Annotated in this window: 25 protein-coding genes; 13 read left to right on the forward strand and 12 right to left on the reverse strand. The window is 49.7% G+C overall.

Going from position 1 to position 20,312, the window contains the following annotated elements; all coding sequences use genetic code 11:
* Genes IEX02_RS09550 through mlaF form a run of 6 tightly spaced genes read right to left on the reverse strand, consistent with a single transcriptional unit; the run spans position 1 to position 3,327 of the window.
* Positions 1-258, reverse strand: a complete 258-nt coding sequence (locus tag IEX02_RS09550) for a BolA family protein (protein WP_188693751.1) — start codon at positions 256-258, stop codon at positions 1-3.
* Between the two features lie 30 nt (positions 259-288).
* Positions 289-588 (reverse strand): STAS domain-containing protein, encoded by a 300-nt coding sequence (locus IEX02_RS09555; protein WP_188693753.1) that lies wholly within the window; start codon positions 586-588, stop codon positions 289-291.
* Positions 585-1,232: an ABC transporter substrate-binding protein gene (locus IEX02_RS09560; RefSeq protein ID WP_373284984.1), complete on the reverse strand. Its 648-nt coding sequence runs from the start codon at positions 1,230-1,232 to the stop codon at positions 585-587. Before IEX02_RS09560 ends, IEX02_RS09555 begins: the two co-directional genes overlap by 4 nt.
* 40 nt (positions 1,233-1,272) lie before the next feature.
* Positions 1,273-1,740 (reverse strand): outer membrane lipid asymmetry maintenance protein MlaD, encoded by a 468-nt coding sequence (gene mlaD, locus IEX02_RS09565; protein WP_188693759.1) that lies wholly within the window; start codon positions 1,738-1,740, stop codon positions 1,273-1,275.
* 13 nt (positions 1,741-1,753) lie between these two features.
* Positions 1,754-2,530, reverse strand: coding sequence for a lipid asymmetry maintenance ABC transporter permease subunit MlaE (gene mlaE, locus IEX02_RS09570; RefSeq protein WP_188693762.1), 777 nt, complete (start codon positions 2,528-2,530; stop codon positions 1,754-1,756).
* Positions 2,530-3,327 (reverse strand): phospholipid ABC transporter ATP-binding protein MlaF, encoded by a 798-nt coding sequence (gene mlaF, locus IEX02_RS09575; protein ID WP_188693764.1) that lies wholly within the window; start codon positions 3,325-3,327, stop codon positions 2,530-2,532. The genes mlaE and mlaF overlap by 1 nt, the downstream gene beginning before the upstream one ends.
* A gap of 281 nt (positions 3,328-3,608) precedes the next feature.
* Between mlaF and IEX02_RS09580 the strand changes: the two genes are divergently transcribed.
* The 10 genes from IEX02_RS09580 to IEX02_RS09625 all read left to right on the forward strand — a co-directional run bounded on the left by IEX02_RS09580 (position 3,609) and on the right by IEX02_RS09625 (position 10,432).
* Complete coding sequence (locus IEX02_RS09580; protein ID WP_188693770.1) at positions 3,609-4,565, forward strand: calcium/sodium antiporter; 957 nt, start codon at positions 3,609-3,611, stop codon at positions 4,563-4,565.
* Between the two features lie 22 nt (positions 4,566-4,587).
* Positions 4,588-5,142 (forward strand): 3-deoxy-manno-octulosonate-8-phosphatase KdsC, encoded by a 555-nt coding sequence (kdsC, locus tag IEX02_RS09585; protein WP_188694173.1) that lies wholly within the window; start codon positions 4,588-4,590, stop codon positions 5,140-5,142.
* A complete protein-coding gene (lptC, locus tag IEX02_RS09590) occupies positions 5,139-5,702 on the forward strand; it encodes an LPS export ABC transporter periplasmic protein LptC (RefSeq protein WP_188693772.1) in 564 nt (187 codons plus the stop codon). The genes kdsC and lptC overlap by 4 nt, the downstream gene beginning before the upstream one ends.
* Positions 5,686-6,204, forward strand: coding sequence for a lipopolysaccharide transport periplasmic protein LptA (gene lptA, locus IEX02_RS09595; protein WP_188693775.1), 519 nt, complete (start codon positions 5,686-5,688; stop codon positions 6,202-6,204). Before lptC ends, lptA begins: the two co-directional genes overlap by 17 nt.
* A gap of 4 nt (positions 6,205-6,208) precedes the next feature.
* Positions 6,209-6,934, forward strand: a complete 726-nt coding sequence (gene lptB / locus IEX02_RS09600; RefSeq protein WP_188693779.1) for an LPS export ABC transporter ATP-binding protein — start codon at positions 6,209-6,211, stop codon at positions 6,932-6,934.
* A gap of 89 nt (positions 6,935-7,023) precedes the next feature.
* A complete protein-coding gene (locus IEX02_RS09605) occupies positions 7,024-8,499 on the forward strand; it encodes an RNA polymerase factor sigma-54 (protein WP_188693782.1) in 1,476 nt (491 codons plus the stop codon).
* Between the two features lie 27 nt (positions 8,500-8,526).
* Positions 8,527-8,814 (forward strand): ribosome hibernation promoting factor, encoded by a 288-nt coding sequence (gene hpf / locus IEX02_RS09610; protein WP_188693785.1) that lies wholly within the window; start codon positions 8,527-8,529, stop codon positions 8,812-8,814.
* Positions 8,815-8,874: 60 nt separating this feature from the next.
* Positions 8,875-9,318, forward strand: coding sequence for a PTS IIA-like nitrogen regulatory protein PtsN (gene ptsN / locus IEX02_RS09615; protein WP_188693788.1), 444 nt, complete (start codon positions 8,875-8,877; stop codon positions 9,316-9,318).
* The gene (gene rapZ / locus IEX02_RS09620) at positions 9,315-10,163 is read left to right on the forward strand and encodes an RNase adapter RapZ (RefSeq protein ID WP_188693790.1); all 849 of its coding nucleotides are present in this window, start codon (positions 9,315-9,317) and stop codon (positions 10,161-10,163) included. The genes ptsN and rapZ overlap by 4 nt, the downstream gene beginning before the upstream one ends.
* Positions 10,160-10,432: an HPr family phosphocarrier protein gene (locus tag IEX02_RS09625; protein WP_188693793.1), complete on the forward strand. Its 273-nt coding sequence runs from the start codon at positions 10,160-10,162 to the stop codon at positions 10,430-10,432. Before rapZ ends, IEX02_RS09625 begins: the two co-directional genes overlap by 4 nt.
* A gap of 10 nt (positions 10,433-10,442) precedes the next feature.
* Here the strand turns inward: IEX02_RS09625 and rluF are convergent, their stop codons facing one another.
* From rluF to IEX02_RS09650, 5 genes are all read right to left on the reverse strand, one after another.
* Positions 10,443-11,180, reverse strand: coding sequence for a 23S rRNA pseudouridine(2604) synthase RluF (gene rluF / locus IEX02_RS09630; RefSeq protein ID WP_188693795.1), 738 nt, complete (start codon positions 11,178-11,180; stop codon positions 10,443-10,445).
* A gap of 418 nt (positions 11,181-11,598) precedes the next feature.
* Positions 11,599-11,913: a cupin domain-containing protein gene (locus IEX02_RS09635; RefSeq protein ID WP_188693798.1), complete on the reverse strand. Its 315-nt coding sequence runs from the start codon at positions 11,911-11,913 to the stop codon at positions 11,599-11,601.
* Between the two features lie 7 nt (positions 11,914-11,920).
* Positions 11,921-12,826 carry a hypothetical protein gene (locus IEX02_RS09640; RefSeq protein ID WP_188693801.1) on the reverse strand — a complete coding sequence of 302 codons (906 nt, stop codon included), beginning with the start codon at positions 12,824-12,826 and terminating at the stop codon, positions 11,921-11,923.
* 128 nt (positions 12,827-12,954) lie between these two features.
* On the reverse strand, positions 12,955-13,437 hold the full coding sequence (locus IEX02_RS09645) for a GNAT family N-acetyltransferase (RefSeq protein WP_188693804.1): 483 nt from the start codon (positions 13,435-13,437) through the stop codon (positions 12,955-12,957).
* 38 nt (positions 13,438-13,475) lie between these two features.
* Positions 13,476-14,387 (reverse strand): AEC family transporter, encoded by a 912-nt coding sequence (locus tag IEX02_RS09650; protein ID WP_188693807.1) that lies wholly within the window; start codon positions 14,385-14,387, stop codon positions 13,476-13,478.
* A gap of 209 nt (positions 14,388-14,596) precedes the next feature.
* Between IEX02_RS09650 and IEX02_RS09655 the strand changes: the two genes are divergently transcribed.
* The 3 genes from IEX02_RS09655 (at position 14,597) to IEX02_RS09665 (ending at position 19,029) form a co-directional block, all read left to right on the forward strand.
* A complete protein-coding gene (locus IEX02_RS09655) occupies positions 14,597-15,448 on the forward strand; it encodes a carboxylate/amino acid/amine transporter (RefSeq protein WP_188693811.1) in 852 nt (283 codons plus the stop codon).
* Between the two features lie 109 nt (positions 15,449-15,557).
* On the forward strand, positions 15,558-16,919 hold the full coding sequence (gene mgtE, locus IEX02_RS09660) for a magnesium transporter (protein WP_188693814.1): 1,362 nt from the start codon (positions 15,558-15,560) through the stop codon (positions 16,917-16,919).
* A 127-nt stretch (positions 16,920-17,046) separates the two neighbouring features.
* The gene (locus tag IEX02_RS09665) at positions 17,047-19,029 is read left to right on the forward strand and encodes a methyl-accepting chemotaxis protein (RefSeq protein WP_188693817.1); all 1,983 of its coding nucleotides are present in this window, start codon (positions 17,047-17,049) and stop codon (positions 19,027-19,029) included.
* Between the two features lie 7 nt (positions 19,030-19,036).
* Here IEX02_RS09665 and IEX02_RS09670 read toward each other — a convergent pair whose 3' ends face one another.
* Positions 19,037-20,272, reverse strand: a complete 1,236-nt coding sequence (locus tag IEX02_RS09670; protein ID WP_188693820.1) for an MFS transporter — start codon at positions 20,270-20,272, stop codon at positions 19,037-19,039.
* Positions 20,273-20,312: the final 40 nt, after the last annotated feature.

Consider the following 20,312-nt stretch of genomic DNA (forward strand, 5'->3'; position numbering starts at 1 on the left):
TTACTCCGGCATCAGGAATTTACGTTCACGCTGCCATTCTTCGGGCGTGAAGGCTTTAATCGATAACGCGTGGACAGTGCCGTCAGCAATCAATGCAGACAAAGGGGCATAGACCATCTGTTGCTTTTTGACCCGGCTGGCCCCGTCGAATTGGGTGGATACGGCAATAACCTGAAAATGGGAGCCTTCTCCCTTGACGTACAGTTCGCTAAGTTCCAGGGCATCCCTGAGTAACTGTTCGATTTGATTGATTGGCATAAGAAACTTCCAGCCTGTGGTACAGGCTGGTTATTCTAACGGTAAAAGCTTGTCTACGTCGCTGATTTTTGCCAACTTGAGTAAAGTATCTGGCAGATTGGTGAGATGTATCGCAACGCCACGTTGTTTAGCGTCTCCCAGCAGGCGGACTAACCACGCCAAACCGGCCATATCGGATTGCTCCAGTCCGCCCAAATCAAGTTTCAGTTGCTTGTGCTGCCAAAGCTTGCCCAGTTCGGATTCCAAATCCATAACATAATCGAGCGTCAGCGAACCCAGCAGACGACAGACGCCTGCTGGATTGCCAATCTCCAGGCTCAGTGCACTCATGCACTTTCCTCGGTGTTCTTTTGCAGTGAGATTGGCTGGGCATTCTTCTCTTTCATCAGTTTAATAACAGCATCAATGCCGTCCTGACGAATAATGCCTTCCAGTTCACTCTGCTTACTGGACAACATGCTGATTCCCTCTGCCACCATATCGTAGGCTTTCCATTGATCCGTGTTATTACTTTTACGAACCTTAAACGCCAACTTGATATCAGGTCTGCCGGCCTCTTTAACCAAAGCTCGAACTGTCACGACCCGCTCTTCCTCAACCTCACCACGGTTGGGCTCAAACTCGACCGTCTGGTTATCATATTGAGCCATAGCCAGTGCGTAAGTGGTTACCAGGTAATCACGAAACACCTGCACATACTCAGGAATACGCTCTCTGGGAACAGATTTAAAATGCTTACCCAGAACTTTCAGTGCAGCAAACTTATAGTCAATATAAGGCAGCAACTCTTGCTCCATGATGTCACGCAAAATTTCGGGATTAGCTTTAATCTCTACCCTTTCACTCTTTATCCGATCAAAGGTCTTAGTGGCGACCGATGACAACAACTGATAAGGATCCTCTTGATCCTGCGCCATGACTTGGCTGGACAGAACCAAGGTTGCCATGGCAACCCAACTCATCAGCTTCTTCACTAACATATATACACTCCACGCTAACTAAAAATTCTGCGGCTTAATCGTTACCCCGGCTAAACAGAAACTGGCCGATCAAATCCTCCAGTACCAGCGCCGATTTGGTATCTTCGATAAATTGTCCGGGTTTAAGGATGTCATCGTCTTCCAACATAAAACCCGGTTGCAGCCCAATATATTGCTCGCCCAATAGTCCTGAGGTAAGAATAGACACCGAACTGGTACTGGGAAACTTGTCAAATTCCTTACCAATTACCAAGGTCACTACTGGGCTAAAATCATCTTCGTCAAGACTGATGCTGCCAACGCGGCCAACTACGACGCCACCAACCTTAATGGGTGAACGCACCTTCAGCCCACCGATGTTGTCAAACTTGGCTTTCAGCACATAGGTTTCACCATTGCCACTGATGCCTCTGTCTGCCACTTTAAGGGCCAGCATGATAAGGGCGGCGGCAGCCAAGGCGACAAACATCCCAACCAATACTTCAACTTTTCTAGAATTCATTGCCAATCCCCTGTTAATGCGTACCAAACATTAATGCTGTTAAAACGAAATCCACTCCCAGCACGGCCAGGGAAGAATAAACCACGGTCTCGGTTGTTGCTTTGCTAATGCCTTCCGACGTCGGGATGGAGTCATAGCCCTTATATACCGCAATCCAGGTGACGATAAAGGCAAAAACCAAGCTCTTAATGATGCCGTTACCCACATCCTTCTCAAACTCCACGGAGGCTTGCATCACTGACCAATAACTGCCGGCATCAACACCCAACCAATCAACCCCAACAGCTTGACCGCCTAAAATACCGACCGCGCTAAAAATAACAGCCAACATCGGCATGGCAATAATGCCCGCCCACAATCTGGGCGCAATAACTCTGCGCAGTGGGTCAACAGCCATCATCTCAAGGCTGCTCAATTGCTCGGTTGCTTTCATTAAACCGATTTCAGCGGTCAATGCTGACCCCGCCCGACCGGCAAACAACAATGCGGTCACCACCGGGCCTAACTCACGTAATAAAGATAGCGCGACCATGGGCCCAAGGCTTTCTTCCGCACCGTAATCCACTAATACGGTATACCCTTGCAAGGCCATCACCATGCCGATAAAAGCACCTGAGACAACAATGATCAGCAGCGACTGCACCCCAACCACATAAATTTGCTTTATGGTCAGTGGGATATTCTTTAATTGCGGCTTAGCAAACAGCGCCCCAACCAAGAGATACGCCGCCCGCCCAAGACCTGCCGAGATCTCTAATGTAGACCTGCCCAGGCGTGCAAACCATTCCATCAACGTCTCTCCAATAACTGCTGTTCCAGATTCTGCGCTGGAAAATGAAAAGGCACCGGCCCATCGGCACGTCCCAATAAAAACTGCTGCACCATAGGAGATTCATGGGCCCGAATTTGCTCCGGCGTACCTTCTCCGATGATTTTTTTATCCGCCAGAATATACACATAGTCAGCGATGGACATGACTTCGGTGACATCATGCGTCACCACCACACTGGTCAGATTCAGGGCGTTATTCAATTCTTTAATCAGTTTAACCAACACCCCCATCGAAATAGGGTCTTGTCCGGCAAATGGCTCGTCATACATGATAAGCTCGGGATCCAATGCAATAGCTCGCGCCAGCGCAGCACGTCTGGCCATACCGCCGGACAGCTCACTAGGTAGCATATCTGCCGCCCCACGTAAGCCCACGGCCTGCAATTTCATCAACACCAACAAACGAATTAATTCTTCAGACAGCCGGGTATGTTCTCGCAAGGGGAAGGCCACATTGTCAAATACCGTCATATCGGTAAACAGCGCACCGCTTTGAAACAGCATGCTCATATGACGACGAACTTCAAACAGACGCGACCTGCGCATCTTGGGAATGGACTCGCCCTTAAAAACGATATCACCACTGTCCGGGCGCAATTGCCCGCCAATCAATTTGAGCAGCGTAGTCTTACCTATACCACTGGGTCCCATAATGGCAGTGGTTTTACCTTTTGCCAGACGCAGCGAAATATCCTGATAAATGACCCGCTGACCGCGGGAAAAAGTCAGGTTATTTACACTTACTAAGTCTTCCATCTGCTCATCCATTTACCGGGTTATGGCCCAAATAGCCAAATTCGGGGCATTGTAATGTGTTTCATCAAACTGAAACAAAGTTAAAAAGTAATAAGTTGTGTTCTAAATGTTCGAAAATCGTAGAACCGCCTATCAAGCAGGAAATAAGCTAGACCGGCCGAAGGCAAATTGTAAACGCAAGTGTTTACTTACGCAATGAATGATTCCTATTGATAGGAAAATCCCTCTGTTTTTGCGACAATTCCGCAATGCCTATCGACATGGACAGATTGAGATAAGCCGTGATTACCCAATGCTTAATCTTCTTGGCCGGTTTGATCGTCCTAAGTTGGAGTGCCGACCGCTTTATTCAGGGCGCCTCGGCAATATCAGGCTATTTTGGCGTTCCTCCTCTATTTATCGGCTTAACCATTGTCGCCATGGGCTCTTCCGCGCCGGAGATTATGGTGTCAATCAGTGCTGCGCTAGCGGGCAACCGGGATACAGCGGTCGGTAATGCCATTGGTTCCAATATTGCCAATATAGGCTTAGTGTTAGGTGCAGTAGCCCTGCTAAAACCTTTGCAAGTTGCTTCGGGAACACTGCGCCGGGAAATGCCAATGGTTTTACTGGTCTCATTGCTTGCGGCTTATCTGATGTGGGATGGTCGCCTTGGCCATCGGGAAGGTTTGCTACTGCTGGTGTTATTCTTTTTAGTTATCGGCTTATTGGCCTGGCTTGCCTTGCGAAGTGAAAAAAGTGACCCACTAAGTAAAGAACTTAGGGCTGAATTACCGAACATACCGGTCACAAAAGCCTTGTTGTGGTTGCTAATGGGAATGCTGTTGCTTCCACTCAGTGCCCATATGATGGTAGATTCCGCCACACATATTGCCAGATACTTTGGCATCAGCGATTTGGTTATCGGTTTGACTATTGTTGCCATAGGTACCAGCTTGCCGGAATTGGCAGCGAGTATCAGCGGAATACTCAAGAAAGAAGATGATTTGGCCCTGGGCAATATTCTGGGCTCCAATATTTTTAATATACTGGCCGTGTTATCCGTGCCAGGATTACTGGCCCCAGGTAACATAGATCCTCAGGCCATGCAGCGCGACATGCCAGTGATGCTGGTATTGACCCTGCTACTGATACTGTTTTGTTTCGCCATAAAGGAACGTCGGCGTATAGAACGCTGGCAAGGCGGATTACTACTGGCTTGTTACCTGGCGTACCAAACCAGTCTGTTTCAACCATAGAACACGCAAAGTACATTTAATGATGAGCTCAGTTTCGACCCTTTACGGCAACATAGACAGCCGCCTGTTTGAGCGCTGCAAAACAATACGTTTACTCGTGTGTGATGTTGACGGCATATTCTCTGACGGACGAATCTACCTGGGCAATGCTGGCGAGGAGCTAAAAGCTTTCCACACCCGAGATGGTTATGGGGTAAAAGCCCTGATGAAGATTGGAGTGGAAGTGGCCGTAATTACCGGACGTAGATCGCGCATAGTAGAAGACAGAATGCGCGCCCTGGGCGTCAGGCACATTATTCAGGGAGAGGAAAACAAAGGCCATGCTTTGCAGAATTTAATGGCAACACTGGCATTAAACACTCAGCAAGTGGCTGCCATGGGTGACGATATGCCGGATTTGGGCATGTTTGAACTCTCGGCCCTCAGTATCTCAGTGCCTGATGGTCATCCTTTTATCCAGCAGCAAGCTGACTATGTCACATACTGCGCTGGCGGCTTTGGTGCAGTGCGTGAAGTCTGCGACCTGCTACTGCAAGCGCACGACCAACTCAGTATTAGTCATGGCAGTAGCACATGAGTCGCCTGACCCTCAGCATACTCCTGCTGTTTCTGTTGATTCTGGCCACCAACTACAACTGGTGGCAGGACAGCGAGCAGCCCCAAGTAAATAAGCAAAGGGAAGATGTATGGCAGCCTAACTACCAGGCGCGTAATATGCAGACCAACCTGTTCAACGAGGAAGGTGTGCTAACTCATAGCATTCACGCCGCCGTGATGGAACATTATGAAGCCTTGGGCTTTACCCTGTTCCAGCAACCCCAATACAGCGTATTTGTGCAGGCAGATGAACCCCCCTGGGAAATTACCGCTCAGGAAGGCACCTTGTATGAAGACAACCGCATTCAACTGGAAACCAATGTTGAGATCCGCAGTCTCAGTGAAGACGGTGTATGGCAAACCATCAATACCAGCTTTATTGAAATCGATCTGAACAACAAAACCATGCATTCAGACCAACCCGTTACCATCTTAGGGGTTAATTACACCATTCGCGGCAATGGTTTTAGTGCTGATATGAATAGCAAACAATTTGAATTACTGGATCATGTAGAGACCATCTATGGCAAAGACAACTAAATTCAACCTGCTGCTGGCCGCCCTGCTGCTGAGCGCATCAGCTAATGCCATCAATCAGGACTTTAATGAACCCATCCGGGTAGCCTCTAAGTTCCAGTCTGGTGACGGTATCAATAAAGTGTCCATCTTTCGTGAAGATGTAAAAATTACCCAAGGCTCGCTGAGCATAGAAGCCAGTGAAGTTGAAGTGAACGCCGAACAGGGTAAAGGCAGGGAAATATTTATCGCCCGGGGTAACCCCGCTGAATATCAGCAAACCATGGCAGATGGCAGTCGCATTCGCGCCCTGGCTAATCATATTGAATATCAAGTAGAAAAGCGTACCCTGACCCTAAGCGGAAATGCTGAGCTACATCAAAATAGCAGCAGCGTCAGCGGTGATAAGATTGAATTCAATATGGAAAAAGAACAGTTAGTCGCACAGGGCTCGGATGACGGCGATGGCCGTGTTGAAACCATTTTCCAGCCCGAGCCGAAAAAGAAACCTGTGCAGGAGAAGTAGTCCCATGCCAACCTTGAAGGCCTCGCACCTGGCCAAAAGTTATAAAAACCGTCAGGTCGTGCGCGACGTGAGCCTACAGGTCAGTGCCGGGCAAATCGTTGGTCTGCTTGGTCCTAATGGCGCAGGCAAAACCACCTCTTTTTATATGATTGTTGGACTGGTCCCTATGGATAAAGGCCAGATCTTTATTGACAATGAAGAGCTTAGTCACGAACCAATGCATGTCCGTGCCCGTCGGGGAATTGGCTACTTACCACAGGAATCGTCTATTTTTCGTAAGCTGACGGTTTATCAAAACCTGATGGCCATACTGGAAACGCGCAAAGAGTTAAACCAGGAACAACGCGAGCTGGAAGCTGACGCGCTGCTGGATGAATTTAACATCAATCATATCCGTCATAGTACCGGCATGAGCTTGTCTGGGGGAGAGCGACGCCGCGTGGAAATCGCCAGGGCCTTATCTGCCAATCCGCGCTTTATCTTGTTAGATGAACCCTTTGCGGGCGTTGATCCTATCTCGGTCAGTGACATCAAGAAGATTATTCATCACCTAAAAGACAGAGGAATCGGGGTACTGATCACTGACCATAATGTCAGAGAGACCCTGGATGTTTGTGAAAAAGCCTATATCGTCAGTCACGGAGAGCTGATTGCAGAAGGAAGTGCAGAGCAGGTACTGAATGACAAGCAGGTTAGAGATGTATACCTGGGAGAGCAATTCAAGCTATAGTTAAGTCGTACGTCGCAGTACACCTTGACCTTTGCTTTAAACGCCCATATCAATACCTTGAAAGGCCATTGGAAGATAATAAGAAGTAGATGAAGCCCGCATTACAACTAAAATTCAGCCAGCAGCTCACCATGACGCCGCAACTGCAACAGGCCATTCGCCTGCTTCAGCTGTCTACGCTGGATCTACAACAGGAAATCCAGGAAGCGCTGGACTCTAACCCCTTGTTGGAAGCGGATGACGGTCAGGACTTTGCTGCCGGCGACGTTCAGGATTTAAATAGCCAGGACAATGAAACGCCGTCCAGCAATGATCATAGCGAAAATCTGGAAGCCGGCGATGCATTAGAAAAACAGGAGCTCCCTGATGAGTTGCCTGTTGATACCACCTGGGATGAGTACTACAGCGCATCCTCAGCCCCCGCGTCATCTTCCGCAGGGAGTGATGACGACTCGGTTTATCAGGGCGAAACCTCAGATAATATTCAGGATCACCTGCTATGGCAGATGCGTCTTACCCCCTTTAGTGAAACCGATGCTGCTATCGCCATTGCCATCATTGATAGTATTGATGAGTCCGGCTACCTGACGGTCAGCACCGAAGATATTCTGCAAAGCCTGGATATTGAAGACGAAGAAGTAGAGCTGGACGAAGTGGAATGCGTACTCAAGCGCATTCAGATGTTCGACCCGGTCGGTGTAGGTTCACGCTCAGTGCAGGAATGCCTGTTGGTACAATTGCGCCAGTTTGCTGCCGATACACCTTGGCTGGAAGAAGCCAAAGCACTGATTGTGGAATACAGTGACTTGTTAGCCGCCAAAGATTATCGCACCCTGATGCGCAAGGCGCGCCTGAAAGAAGAAGAGCTGCGCGAAGCATTGCGCCTACTGCAAACGCTCAATCCCCGACCAGGTAGCGCTATCGTTACCAGTGAACCTGAGTATGTTATTCCCGATGTCTCAGTGGCGAAAAAAAATGGCCGCTGGATGGTTGAACTAAATCCAGACAGCTTGCCTAAGCTAAGTATTAATCAGCAATATGCGGCCATGAGTCGCAATGCCAGAAATTCCAGTGACAGCCAGTTTATTCGCTCCCATATGCAAGAAGCAAAATGGTTTATTAAGAGCCTGGAAAGTCGCAATGAGACCTTACTTAAAGTTGCCAACTGTATCGTTCAGCAGCAGCAAGGCTTCTTTGAGTATGGACCAGAGGCCATGAAGCCAATGGTGCTGAATGATGTGGCAGAGATGGTAGACATGCATGAATCCACCATCTCCAGGGTGACCACACAAAAATATATGCATACCCCGCGTGGTATCTACGAGCTGAAGTATTTCTTCTCCAGCCACGTGGCGACAGAAAGCGGTGGAGAATGTTCATCTACCGCTATTCGAGCTCTGATTAAGAAACTGGTGGCAGCAGAAAAACCTGCCAAGCCACTTAGTGATAGCAAAATTGCGCAGTTGTTAGCCGACCAAGGCATTATGGTTGCCCGGCGAACAATCGCCAAGTACCGGGAATCGTTATCGATTCCCCCATCTAACCAACGCAAGAGTCTGCTGTAAGACTCGCCAACAAAAGGAAGAGGCACTATGCAAATCAACCTTACTGGTCATCACGTTGAAATCACCGATTCTCTTCGCACCTACGTTGATAGTAAATTCACCAAGTTGGAGAGACACTTCGATCACATTAACAATGTTCATGTCATTCTGAATGTCGAAAAGCTGAATCAAAAAGCGGAGGCTACATTACATTTGAACGGTACCGAAGTTTTTGCCACTTCCGAGCATACCGATATGTATGCCGCCATTGATAGCCTTATCGATAAGCTTGATCGCCAAGTGCTCAAGCATAAGGAAAAGATGAAACGCCACTAGGCTCATTGCCGCCATAAACAGGCTCTGCCTGTTTATGGCCACATAGACAAAAAATTCAAAATGGAAATCAAAGACATCCTCACTCCTGACTGCACAGTGTGTGCAGTACAAGGCACCAGCAAAAAGCGCATCCTGGAATCCATCAGTGAAATCGCTGCCCAGCATCTATCAGATATTGATCAGGACGCGATTCTTACTAGTTTGCTCAATCGGGAAAAAATGGGCAGTACAGGCATAGGCTGCGGTATTGCCATCCCTCATGGGCGTCTGGCAGGCCTGAATAACGTCACCGCTATCTTGGTCACCAGTCAACCCAGCGTGGCGTTTGAAGCCATAGATAACCAACCAGTGGATATCTTTTTCGCCATTTTGGTTCCAGAAGACCAAGCCCAGGGGCATCTGCAAACCCTGGCAACCATTGCAGCCAAATTAAATGACAAGGAAACGGTAAAAAAACTCCGTCATGCTCAATCAGATCAGGAATTATTTAAGGCTATAGTGTGAAACTCATTATCATCAGCGGCCGTTCAGGCTCCGGCAAATCTATTGTATTGAGAGCCCTGGAAGACCTCGGATATTATTGTGTGGACAATATTCCGGTCAATTTGTTACCAACCTTGACCCATACCGTCGTTGATGAATACGAACTGGTTGCGGTCAGTATCGATGTGCGCAATCTGCCCAAGGATCCGGAGGAACTAGTCGAGATCCTAGACTACCTGCCCTCCACCTGGGAGCTGACCATTCTATACCTGGATGCCAGCGATGATGTATTGATCAAGCGTTTTAGTGAAACCCGCCGTCTGCACCCCCTGTCCAAGCACAGCAAGTCACTGACCGACGCTATTCAATCAGAATCTGTGCTACTGGGGCCTATTATCGAGCGGGCAGATTTGTATATCGACACAGGTGAGTTATCTGTTCATCAACTGGCGGAATTAGTCCGTGAACGTATTCTGGGTAAGAAAAGTTCACGCTTGGTTTTGATTTTTGAATCTTTCGGTTTCAAACACGGTATTCCCAAAGATGCCGACTATGTGTTTGATGCCCGCTTTTTACCTAACCCCCATTGGGAGCCGGAACTGAAAAACCTGACCGGTCTGGATCCACAAGTGGAGGCCTTTCTTGGCTCTCAAGCTATAGTGACCAAGTTTATCTGGCAAATTCAAAATCTGATTTCTACTTGGCTTCCCCATTTGGAGCGCAATAACCGCAGTTATGTCACTATTGCCATAGGGTGCACCGGTGGTCAGCACCGTTCCGTCTTCGTCGCAGAGAGCCTGGCAAAAACCTTCAGAGCGGTGCATCCCGACGTACAAATCAGACACAGAGAGTTATCACGCAAATGAAGTTGGAAAAGACCCTGCTCATTCAAAACAAGCTGGGCTTACATGCCAGGGCTGCCACGCAATTGGCCAAGCTGGCAATTCAGTTCGATGCACAAGTAACCTTAGTGCAAGGTGATAAGTCGGCCTCTGCCACCAGCGTGCTGGGCCTGATGATGCTGGAAAGCAGCATGGGCAAGGAAGTGCTGGTGATCAGCGAAGGGCAGGACGCCCAGGCAGCCCTGTCTGCAGTAGAACAACTAATCCAGCAGAAATTCAACGAAGCGGAATAATGCCGCTTCGTCAGGCTATTTTCTTTGAATGGGCAATGGCTTGGTTTATTTCTGCCATTTCACTGTCTGACAAATTACGCCATTGGCCGGGCCGCAGTCCGGTTAACTCCACATTCATAATACGAACCCGTTTTAAGCTCACCACCTCATAGCCAAGAAACTCACACATGCGACGGATCTGTCGGTTTAATCCCTGCGTTAGGATAATACGAAAAGAAAAACGTCCGGTCGCTTTAAGCTTACAGGGCTTGGTTACTGTGCCTAGAATCGGCACGCCCTGACTCATCTGACGGATAAATCGTTCGCTGACAGGCTGATTGACCGTGACCACGTACTCTTTCTCGTGTTCATTGCCTGCCCGCAAGATCTTATTAACGATATCACCATCAGTGGTCAGAAAAATCAGTCCTTCAGAATCTTTATCCAAACGACCAATGGGGAAAATACGTTCAGGGTGACGAATGGCATCAACTATATTGCCGCGCACGCTGCGCTCTGTGGTGCAGGTAATTCCAACCGGTTTGTTGTAGGCGATGTAAACACGATCAGACTTATCGCTGGCGCTGGCACCAACGACCTTACCATCCACAGCCACCTGGTCACCAGGCATAACTTTGGTGCCTAGTTGCGGAGTCTGGCCGTTGATAGTTACCCTACCCTGTTCGATTAACTTATCCGCCTCACGACGCGAACAATAACCGGAATCGCTGATAAATTTATTAAGCCTGATGGCGCCGTTTTCACTCATATATCCTCCAGCGCCAGTGCGCGAGGGGATTTTAGTACAAGCTGTCACTCAAATCACTGAAAAACCCAGCCAAGGCATATTGGCCTAGAGCGTGTTGACTTTTTAAGTATAGATGTTGTTCAAATCCAGTCCCTTCTGGTCACGACGCCGGGCTGCAGGCCTAGTGGGCCTAAGTCAAAGCCCGGCAACACAGAGCAGGAGGGGCTGGGTTGAACCCTCAGGGCAGCGCTTGTGGGCCCTTTCTACGGCGTTTTACGAAATACCTCCTTGTATTTCGCCGAAGGCCAGCAAAGCTGTTCAAGTCCGTTCCATACGAACTTGTCACTCACTCATGTAGAATAACTACACCACGTTCGCTCTGCCTTGTATAAAGGGCCCACAAACTGCTGCAAAATCATACCCAAAAGGTCAACACGCTCTAAACACTTCCGTGCTTTTCTATCACCAGAATCCTTGCTTCACCAACAGGATGAGCACAGTGCTCTGTCCCCGTTGAGGCAAAGAATATATCGCCACAAGATAACAGAGTGGATGTCTCTCCATTGGCATCGCGGTACTTCATTTCCACCTGCCCATCCAACACCACAAAGACTTCTTCGCCGTCGTTAACATGCCAGTGATAAGCTTTATCAGTCCAATGCAAACGCGTGCTGATGCCTTGCATGCAAGCAATATCTAATGCCCCCCAAGGACGAGAGGCGGTAAAGTCTTTACTACGAATAATAGTGGTCATATTTGAATTAACACTTAGAGGGCACCGCGTCCCCGGTTAGCGCCTTGATGCTGAATGGTTCGGTCTCACTGTCACGGACATCAACCCGTAACGCGTCTATCAGGTTATAGTCGCCAGCACCGTTTAAGCGCCAGAGATTCGGGGCCTTTGTTCCACCGTAGCCTTTGTCCAGACAAAATGGTTCGGTATCACCGTGAATAAACAACATAGGCTTACCAAATTCAGTGGCGGCTTCCCGCAACTGCTGACGATAAACCTGATAGGGATCGCAATCTCTAGTTTGACTGCGAGTACATGCCGGCTTTCCTTCACCGACTGTGATATCTGCATGAGCCGCCACCACCAGGTGCGAAGCGCCATGTTCGCTGGCAAAGGTCAACGCATCCTGCAACCAGGAATAATTGGCGCTATCCCGCGCCTCAACCTGCTCAAGGGCATAATCGGGTGCATCCAGATAGACTTGCTGCCGACCATTTACGGTACCCAGAATATGTAAAGTGACAAACAGGCTGTTGTCCACCAGCCAACGGGCATTCTCAGGGAAACCTTCCTGTCTGGCTAACTGCCATTCGGGTTTTCCTGCAGGCCCGGGGCTATAAAACAGCTCCCGCAACCAGCTAAGTGCCTTATACTCACTGACGGGTTTGGAGTTGCTGGGTCTGTCGCAATCTGTCCAGTCGTTATCGCCCGGTGTCAGAAACACCCGCTCAGGCATCAGACTATACAAATCATCACGCAGCATCTTAAGTCCGTCGCGGCTACATATGGCTTTGCTGCCTTGCATATCACCACCATGGATAACAAAGTCTGCATTGGAATTGAGAATCGCAGGTCTGATGATGTTCTTATACACATATTCTTGCGTGTCGGTATAAGGCAAGTCCTGTAACAAAATAAAAGTGGGAGATGCCATAGCGGGACTACAGACGAGACACGCGGCCAGAATCAATTTGTGCAAAAGACGACTCCTAAAATGCATATGAACTCGTATTTTCGCCGATGTTTTTGACAAAAGTAAGAAGATCAAAGCGACTTTATCATTTATTCAACGGCATCCGCTGCCTCCTTTATCCTCAATAGCGGTAAAACGCGACCGGCAATACTGTCCGACGGCGTTTCCCCTATTCTTTCGGCTCCCATTCGCAAATAGAAGCTTTCCGCGTTCGGATCGCTGGCAATCAATAATTCAAGGCACTGCTTCTGCTGCATGCTTGTTTTCACCCATGCCATAAGCCGTCTCCCAACCCCGTGTCCCATCATTTTGGGCTCCACAAACATGGCGTCCAGAATCCATCGCACAGGGTTTTTAGTATCAAGCAGGGCATAACCTACGATATCCCCTCGACATATCGCTACCTGACATAACCAGTCAGAGTTTGCTAATTGTGCTGAAGATACCGTTAATTCGGCTTCAACGCTGGCCATAAAATCTGCTGAATAGGCCCAATGCGCCTTGGCCCGTAAAGCCAACGAAGACAATAAAGCAGCGTCTTGGGGCTTAGCTGCACGCAAGATGATGGACATACGCCAACCATTTCACAAAGAAGTATAGAAACGGAATATTAGACCAACTGCTGCAATAACCAGTACCAAATGGGTAATGTAATAAAGCTTAGAATCAAGCCTAATCCCACCAGCGCCGCCACCAAACGCGGTGCCAGAGAGGCACCGATAGCCAGCGCCCCAGCAGACACCATGGGCGGCATCGCTGCCTGAAAAACCCCCACTTGGAGCAATAGGGGTTGTGGATGCAAAGGCCACAGTAGCGCAAGCGCAAAAATCGGCATCAGGAGCAGTTTAACCCCCAAGGCAAACACCAATGGCCAAGCCTCTTTTCCATCCAGTCGCAAACGAAACTGAAAACCAACCGCGACCATAATCACCGGCACCAGCGTGGCCGCGAGGCTATCCAGCAAAGATTCCATCAGCGACGGATAAGGCCAGCCCTTTAGACAAATGGCCAAAATCAGTGAGATAAACGAGGGAAAAAGCAGCACACGTTTAGCCATATGTGCAGGAGAAGGCGTCTCGATATTGGGGTTATACCAAGCACAAATGATGGTGGCGTAGGTCGCCAGTGCTAAAAATGAGCCGAGTTGATCATAGATAATGGCGTAGGGCATAGCCTGCTCACCATAAAAGGCTTCCACCAACGGAAAACCCAGAAATGATGTGTTCCCCAAAGGCAGTACAACCAGCAAAGCCGCCACCAGATTTTTATCCCAGGCAAACAAGCGCCCGGCCAGCAACACCACCGCCACGACCAGTAGTAAGATAGCCCAGGGTAATACCGCAGGTTGCCATAATTCGGCAGAGAAATTCATCAGTGGGATTTTTTGCATTACCAGCGCTGGCAACGCGACGTACAGCACGTATTGATTAAGTACCATCCCTGTCTCGGCAGGGAATTGGGGCAGACGTCTAAGCTGCGTACCGATAAATATATACACCAGCACCAGTACAAAGTTTTCCATCCGCTCTTATGACCTCAATTATGCAGCAGTGGCTATGACTTTATCGCCTGTGGGCGTTCAGCGCCATGGCACTTTTGTCTTAAACCGGACAGTTCACCGCATTAGCGTCAGTAAGGATAACGCCGGTGTGCATCTTCATTGCCCATCGACTTACATCAATAACATGCATGATGTACCATGCCCGCCGAGCAAATTAATGGATAGCCGTTGTGACTTTTCTTGTCGCTATCACCTTATTATGGGCATTTTCTTTCAGCCTGATCGGTGTTTACCTGGCCGGTCAGGTCGACCCCTGGTTTTCGGTTTTGCTGCGAGTTTTACTTGCTGCCCTGGTCTTTTTACCATTTTTAACCTTTCGCGGTGTTGCACCGGCCACCACCTTTCGCCTGATGCTGATTGGTGCTATCCAACTGGGGATAATGTATGGCTTTTATTACCATGCCTTCCTGTACCTGTCGGTTCCAGAAGTACTGCTGTTTACCGTGATGACTCCCTTGTATGTGACCCTGGTCAATGACCTGTTAGACCGGCGTTTTCGCGCTAACTTTCTTATCTGCGCCCTGGTTGCTACCGCAGGCGCCGCAGCGATTCGTTACGATGGCATTGATAGCGGCTTTATACGCGGCTTTCTGATTGTTCAGGCTGCCAATTTATGTTTTGCCACCGGTCAGGTACTGTATAAACGCGCTGCCAGTCAGTTCAGCTTGCCGCAACATCAGGTGTTTGGCTGGTTTTTCATTGGCGCCAGCCTGGTGGCAAGCGTTAGCTTCGCGCTATTTGGCAACCTTGAAAAGCTGCCCACCACTTCACTGCAGTGGGGTATTCTGATTTACCTGGGAGTGGTGGCCTCTGGACTGGGCTTCTTTGCCTGGAATAAAGGCGCGACACAGGTGGATGTGGGCACCCTGGCAATAATGAATAATCTGCTTATCCCGGCCGGTATTATGGTTAACCTATTGATTTGGAACCATGATGCTGATCTATTGCGGCTGGCGTCAGGTGGCGCAGTAATACTGTTAGCACTGCCCCTGAATCACTGGCTATTGCGAAAGCAGGCTTGACCCATTTCGCTCCTAAAGCCCAGGCCAGCAAATCGGACCAAGATTCCTGCTGACCTGGCCGCCCTCTTCCTCTAAACTAACGGCAGAAAATCAATAAGTTGCCCCTTTTATGGCAGAGACCTTCGAATCGCAATCCTCATACCAGCAGCTACAGGCCATAAATGATGCCCTGTCCAGCGGCATGTATGTGCATGTGCGTAAGATGCTCCACCATATGCCGGCACCTGATGTGGCGTTTTTGCTGGAATCCACCCCAGCCAAAAGTCGCGCAGTATTATGGCAACTGATTGACCCCGAATTTCACGGTGATGTGCTTGAAGAACTATCGGAAGATGTGCGCAACGGCATTATCCGCCAGATGGTGCCGGAAAAACTCGCCGATGCCCTGGAAGACATGGATACCGACGATCTGGCCGAGCTGCTGCGCGGCCTGCCGGATACGATCTTCCAGCAGGTATTACATTCCATGGATGAGCAAGACAGGGTAAGGGCTGAACAGGCACTGTCTTTCGGCGAAGGTACCGCCGGCTCAATCATGAATACCGACACTATTACACTGCGTCCGGAAGTCACGGTAGACGTTATTTTGCGTTATCTGCGTCTTAAAGGTGAAGTACCGGAAGATACCGACGCATTCTATGTGGTTAACCGCCACGATAAGCTGATAGGTATAGTGCCGGTCATCCGATTACTGACCTCCACCTCTGATATGACGGTGGAAGAGCTAATGGATGAAGACGCCGAAACCATTCCGGTGGACATGCCGGAAAGTGAAGTGGCCAAGCTGTTTGAACGCTACAACTGGATTTCCGCCCCCGTGGTGGACAGTGAAGATCGCCTACTCGGGCGGATCACCATCGACGATGTGGTAGATATTATCCGCGAAGAAGCCGAGCACAGCATGATGAGTATGGCCGGTCTGGATGACGAAGAAGATACCTTCGCGCCAGTAATGAAAAGTACCGGACGACGCTCCATCTGGCTGGGGGTAAACCTGGTTACGGCGCTACTGGCAGCGATGGTCAGTGATTTATTTGAAGCCACCTTAAGCCAACTGGCAGTGCTGGCCATTCTCAATACCATAGTACCCAGCATGGGCGGTGTGGCAGGTAATCAAACCTTAACGCTGGTAATTCGTGGTATGGCCCTTGGTCATGTCAGCCCCAGTAACAGCCGCTGGCTGGTCAGCAAAGAACTGGCCATCGGCGCACTAAACGGCGTGATTTGGGCCGTGCTGATTGCCGGAGTGGTGGCCATCTGGAAACAGGATCTGATGCTTGGCGCTATTATCGCCTTTGCCATGATGGTCAATATGCTAGCGGCCGGTCTCGCCGGAGCCACCCTGCCGCTGCTCATGAAAAAACTCAAAATCGACCCTGCCCTCGCCGGTTCGGTCATTCTCACCACTATTACCGACGTGGTGGGCATCTTTGCCTTTCTGGGCACGGCCACACTGCTGATGATGCCCTGAAAAACTCGTTTTTCGTAACGGAAGCTTATGAAAGGCAAACTATTTTTTAGAAATGTGAGGCTTTTCTGAGGTGACTTGATCTATGCTATGAACGCTAACTTCCTTACAACAAAGGCGGGACAGACCCATGGCAAAAGATCTCTTGATAAAGACCAAAGCCCGTTATCTGAGCGCTGGTTTACTAGTGGCTGCAGTAGTGGTCATTTATCTGGTAATGCAAACCCTGGCGTTGCCCACTATTCAACAGGAGGTTGAACAGCAAGCCCTGGTCAGAGTATCAGACAGCGCCGCGCAACTCCGCACCGAATTAACCCAGGGCGCAATTCTCACCCAGAACCTGGCCGCACTGGCACAACATCTGCCTTTACAGGAAGACCAGTTTAACAGCCTGATGCCTGTGCTTATCAACCAGTTTGGTAACGCCAATATTGCCGGGGGCGGGATCTGGCCAGAACCCAATGCGTTTGCCGGTAACCAAGCGCGTTATTCGTTTTTCTGGGCCAGAGATAGCAGTGGCAACCTGGTCAAATCCAACGACTACAATGATCCTGCGGGCAGTGGCTATCACAATGAAAGCTGGTATCAGGCAGGCAGACAATTAAGCGCAGGCCAATGCGGCTGGTCTGAAGCCTATGAAGACGGTGCCAGCGGCGTGGCTATGGTGACCTGTACTGTAGCAATTAAACGTCAGGGTAAGTTCTGGGGGGTTGCTACCATAGACTTACGTTTGGCGGGGCTGGCCGATTTATTCCGTGATCAGAACAAGGCCTCCGGGGGTTATCTTTTCCTATTAGGTAAGAACAATCAGGTGATCAGCTTCCCGGATATTCGCAGTGAGCGCCTGGATATGCAGCGCCTTGACGACATCGCCAACCGGGATAGCAGCCTGCGGCCATTGCTGCAAGCCATTAATCAGGGAAAGAACATTAGCCCACTACCGGATGGCGTGGTCAAAGGGGACAGCAGCCTGCTGGCGTTACAATCTCTGCCACTTGAGGGGATGAAACTGGGGCTGGTATTACCCAGCCAGGTGGTTCAGGGGCCGGTAAACCAGTTAAGCTATAGCCTGTACGGCACGCTGCTCCCCCTTATCGCATTTTTTGTAGGATTACTGATTTTCTACACCAACAAAGTACTGGGTTGGGTAAACGAAACAACCGCCCAAATCCAGCGCCTGATCCGCGGCGGGGCGTCAGCTACGCTGCATATCGCCAAGCATGATGAAATTGGCCTGCTTAAACAGGCGGTAAACAATTACGGCGAGCATCTTAATGGACTGTTACGTCAAATCGCTGCCGAGGCAACCGAGTCCAAACAGTGTGCAGAAGAGTTAAGCGCTATGGCGCTGGAACTCAAAGAGCGTGCTGAGCACCAGCTTAGCGAAAACAATATGCTGGCCGCGGCTATTACCCAAATGGCCAGTAGCGCAGAGGAAGTGGCCCATAACACCCACTCTACCTCAGGCACGGTTGACGATTCTCAGGGCCTGGTTAAGCGGCGTTTGCAGGATGTAGTAGCGAACAATCAGGCCAATGAAGAGCTGTCAGGAGTTTTACAGCAAACCGCTGACATTATTAACCGGCTTTCTGGTGATGCCCAGCAGATGGGCGCGGTACTCGATGTGATTAAAGGCATATCCGAACAGACCAACTTGCTGGCTTTGAATGCCGCGATTGAGGCGGCCAGGGCCGGTGAACAAGGCAGGGGATTTGCCGTGGTAGCCGATGAAGTACGTACCCTGGCGGGGCGCTCTCAGTCATCGGCCAATGAAATTGAAAATATGATTGCCCAGTTGCAAAGTTCAGCCAAACAAGGGGTCGATATTATCATCAGTTCTCAATCTTTGTCCGAACAGACGGTCGAGCGCTCCAATAAGGTCATTGCCGGTTTTAATGAAATTGTTGATGCCTTCGGCGGTATCAGTGACAGTACTTCGCAGATTGCCACAGCCGCCGGTGAACAAGCCAAAGTCGCCAATGAGATCCACAGGCTGGCCGAAGGAATCCGCGAAAGTAATGAACTTAATTCCCGGGACGCCAACGCCCTGAATGACCTGAGCCGTTCCTCATCAGCCCTTTCAAACAGGCTGTATGAACTCAGTCATCCCTAACCCAGCCTTAGGCCCGACCTGCCGCCAGGGTACCCTGGCGGAAATAAAACAAGCTAACCAGTATCGCGGCAATAGGCAGCAGCGACAGGTAAAAGGCCGTCTGACCACTAAAGCTACCAAATACAAAGCCGGTAATCAGCGAACCTGTGGTGCCTCCCAGGGCCGAAAAAATCACAATCAACCCCGTCATACCAGAGTGCTGTGATCTGGGTAACGAAGACAACATAATTGAGTTTATTGCCGGGTAAATAGGCGCCATAAACAACCCGATAAGCGGGAAAACAAAGGCCGCCACAGGCGCGCTGGTCCAGCTCATATCCTGCTGAGGTTGCGCCAGATTCGCCAGGGGCATGGAAACCACTATCAGCAAGGCCATGGCCAGCAGACAAATATTCAGCAACAAGTACCAGTTTATGAGCTGCATCAGCACCCCGGCCCCCAGTCTGCCAATCGCCAGGCAGGCCGCAAATATACTGGTGGCCTGAACACTCATATCCGCCGGAAGATGCAACACTTGATTATTAAAGGTCGGCAACCAGGTTCCCAACCCTTGCTCGATAAGCACATATAAAAACGCCGACAAAATAAAAACCAACACCAGAGGCTTATACGCCAGCTTAAGCATGGCCAGAAACTCTTCGGCAGGGGGCGTTCCCTGCGCTGGGACGGGATTAGCAAATGGGGTACGCCAGAGCAGCAGCACATTCAGCCCGGCCAGTAACGCCAGAGACCAATATACATTTAGCCAACCACTGGACGCCGGGTTCTGCCCATCAATAAAGGCACCAAACAGCCAATATCCCGACAGCACCCCCACCATAAAGATCCCCTCAATGGTATTCATCACCGACGCATGCTGTTGCTTGTTATCACTGATTAAACCAATAGTGGAATACAAGGAAACTTTCACCAGACCAAAAGCGCTGCCCACACAGAAAAACAACACCTTGGTCATCCAGAACTCGGGGATCAGCGGCATCAACAAACAGCTTCCTGTCACCAGCAGAGTGCCCAGTAGCATGGCATTGCGGTACCCCAGCCGTGGTAGATAAGCAGCAAACATAAAAGACACTAAGGCAATGGGTAAGTCTTTAAACCCTTCGAGCACACTGGCCGCTTCTTTACTAACGCCATAACTATTGATGACCTGCAATATCACGGTACCGACACTGTTCAGCAATATGGCAAACAGGAAATAGGTCAACATCAGTGAATATTTGACCTGAACTCTGTTAGTGATCATTTGGTTCTCCGCATACGGCAGTTTATGGCGTAATTGCCTT

Origin of the sequence: Bowmanella pacifica, from assembly GCF_014645355.1 — a bacterium.
In the GTDB taxonomy this organism is placed as follows: Bacteria; Pseudomonadota; Gammaproteobacteria; order Enterobacterales; family Alteromonadaceae; genus Bowmanella; species Bowmanella pacifica.

Excerpts from the sequence above, each read along its gene's own strand:
- IEX02_RS09550 (WP_188693751.1), bottom strand. The coding sequence starts at position 258 with ATGCCAATCAATCAAATCGAACAGTTACTCAGGGATGCCCTGGAACTT.
- IEX02_RS09555 (WP_188693753.1), bottom strand. The coding sequence starts at position 588 with ATGAGTGCACTGAGCCTGGAGATTGGCAATCCAGCAGGCGTCTGTCGT.
- mlaD (WP_188693759.1), bottom strand. The coding sequence starts at position 1,740 with ATGAATTCTAGAAAAGTTGAAGTATTGGTTGGGATGTTTGTCGCCTTG.
- mlaE (WP_188693762.1), bottom strand. The coding sequence starts at position 2,530 with ATGGAATGGTTTGCACGCCTGGGCAGGTCTACATTAGAGATCTCGGCA.
- mlaF (WP_188693764.1), bottom strand. The coding sequence starts at position 3,327 with ATGGAAGACTTAGTAAGTGTAAATAACCTGACTTTTTCCCGCGGTCAG.
- kdsC (WP_188694173.1), top strand. The coding sequence starts at position 4,588 with ATGAGCTCAGTTTCGACCCTTTACGGCAACATAGACAGCCGCCTGTTT.
- lptC (WP_188693772.1), top strand. The coding sequence starts at position 5,139 with ATGAGTCGCCTGACCCTCAGCATACTCCTGCTGTTTCTGTTGATTCTG.
- lptA (WP_188693775.1), top strand. The coding sequence starts at position 5,686 with ATGGCAAAGACAACTAAATTCAACCTGCTGCTGGCCGCCCTGCTGCTG.
- lptB (WP_188693779.1), top strand. The coding sequence starts at position 6,209 with ATGCCAACCTTGAAGGCCTCGCACCTGGCCAAAAGTTATAAAAACCGT.
- IEX02_RS09605 (WP_188693782.1), top strand. The coding sequence starts at position 7,024 with ATGAAGCCCGCATTACAACTAAAATTCAGCCAGCAGCTCACCATGACG.
- hpf (WP_188693785.1), top strand. The coding sequence starts at position 8,527 with ATGCAAATCAACCTTACTGGTCATCACGTTGAAATCACCGATTCTCTT.
- ptsN (WP_188693788.1), top strand. The coding sequence starts at position 8,875 with ATGGAAATCAAAGACATCCTCACTCCTGACTGCACAGTGTGTGCAGTA.
- IEX02_RS09625 (WP_188693793.1), top strand. The coding sequence starts at position 10,160 with ATGAAGTTGGAAAAGACCCTGCTCATTCAAAACAAGCTGGGCTTACAT.
- rluF (WP_188693795.1), bottom strand. The coding sequence starts at position 11,180 with ATGAGTGAAAACGGCGCCATCAGGCTTAATAAATTTATCAGCGATTCC.
- IEX02_RS09635 (WP_188693798.1), bottom strand. The coding sequence starts at position 11,913 with ATGACCACTATTATTCGTAGTAAAGACTTTACCGCCTCTCGTCCTTGG.
- IEX02_RS09640 (WP_188693801.1), bottom strand. The coding sequence starts at position 12,826 with ATGGCATCTCCCACTTTTATTTTGTTACAGGACTTGCCTTATACCGAC.
- IEX02_RS09645 (WP_188693804.1), bottom strand. The coding sequence starts at position 13,437 with ATGTCCATCATCTTGCGTGCAGCTAAGCCCCAAGACGCTGCTTTATTG.
- IEX02_RS09650 (WP_188693807.1), bottom strand. The coding sequence starts at position 14,387 with ATGGAAAACTTTGTACTGGTGCTGGTGTATATATTTATCGGTACGCAG.
- mgtE (WP_188693814.1), top strand. The coding sequence starts at position 15,558 with ATGGCAGAGACCTTCGAATCGCAATCCTCATACCAGCAGCTACAGGCC.
- IEX02_RS09665 (WP_188693817.1), top strand. The coding sequence starts at position 17,047 with ATGGCAAAAGATCTCTTGATAAAGACCAAAGCCCGTTATCTGAGCGCT.
- IEX02_RS09670 (WP_188693820.1), bottom strand. The coding sequence starts at position 20,272 with ATGATCACTAACAGAGTTCAGGTCAAATATTCACTGATGTTGACCTAT.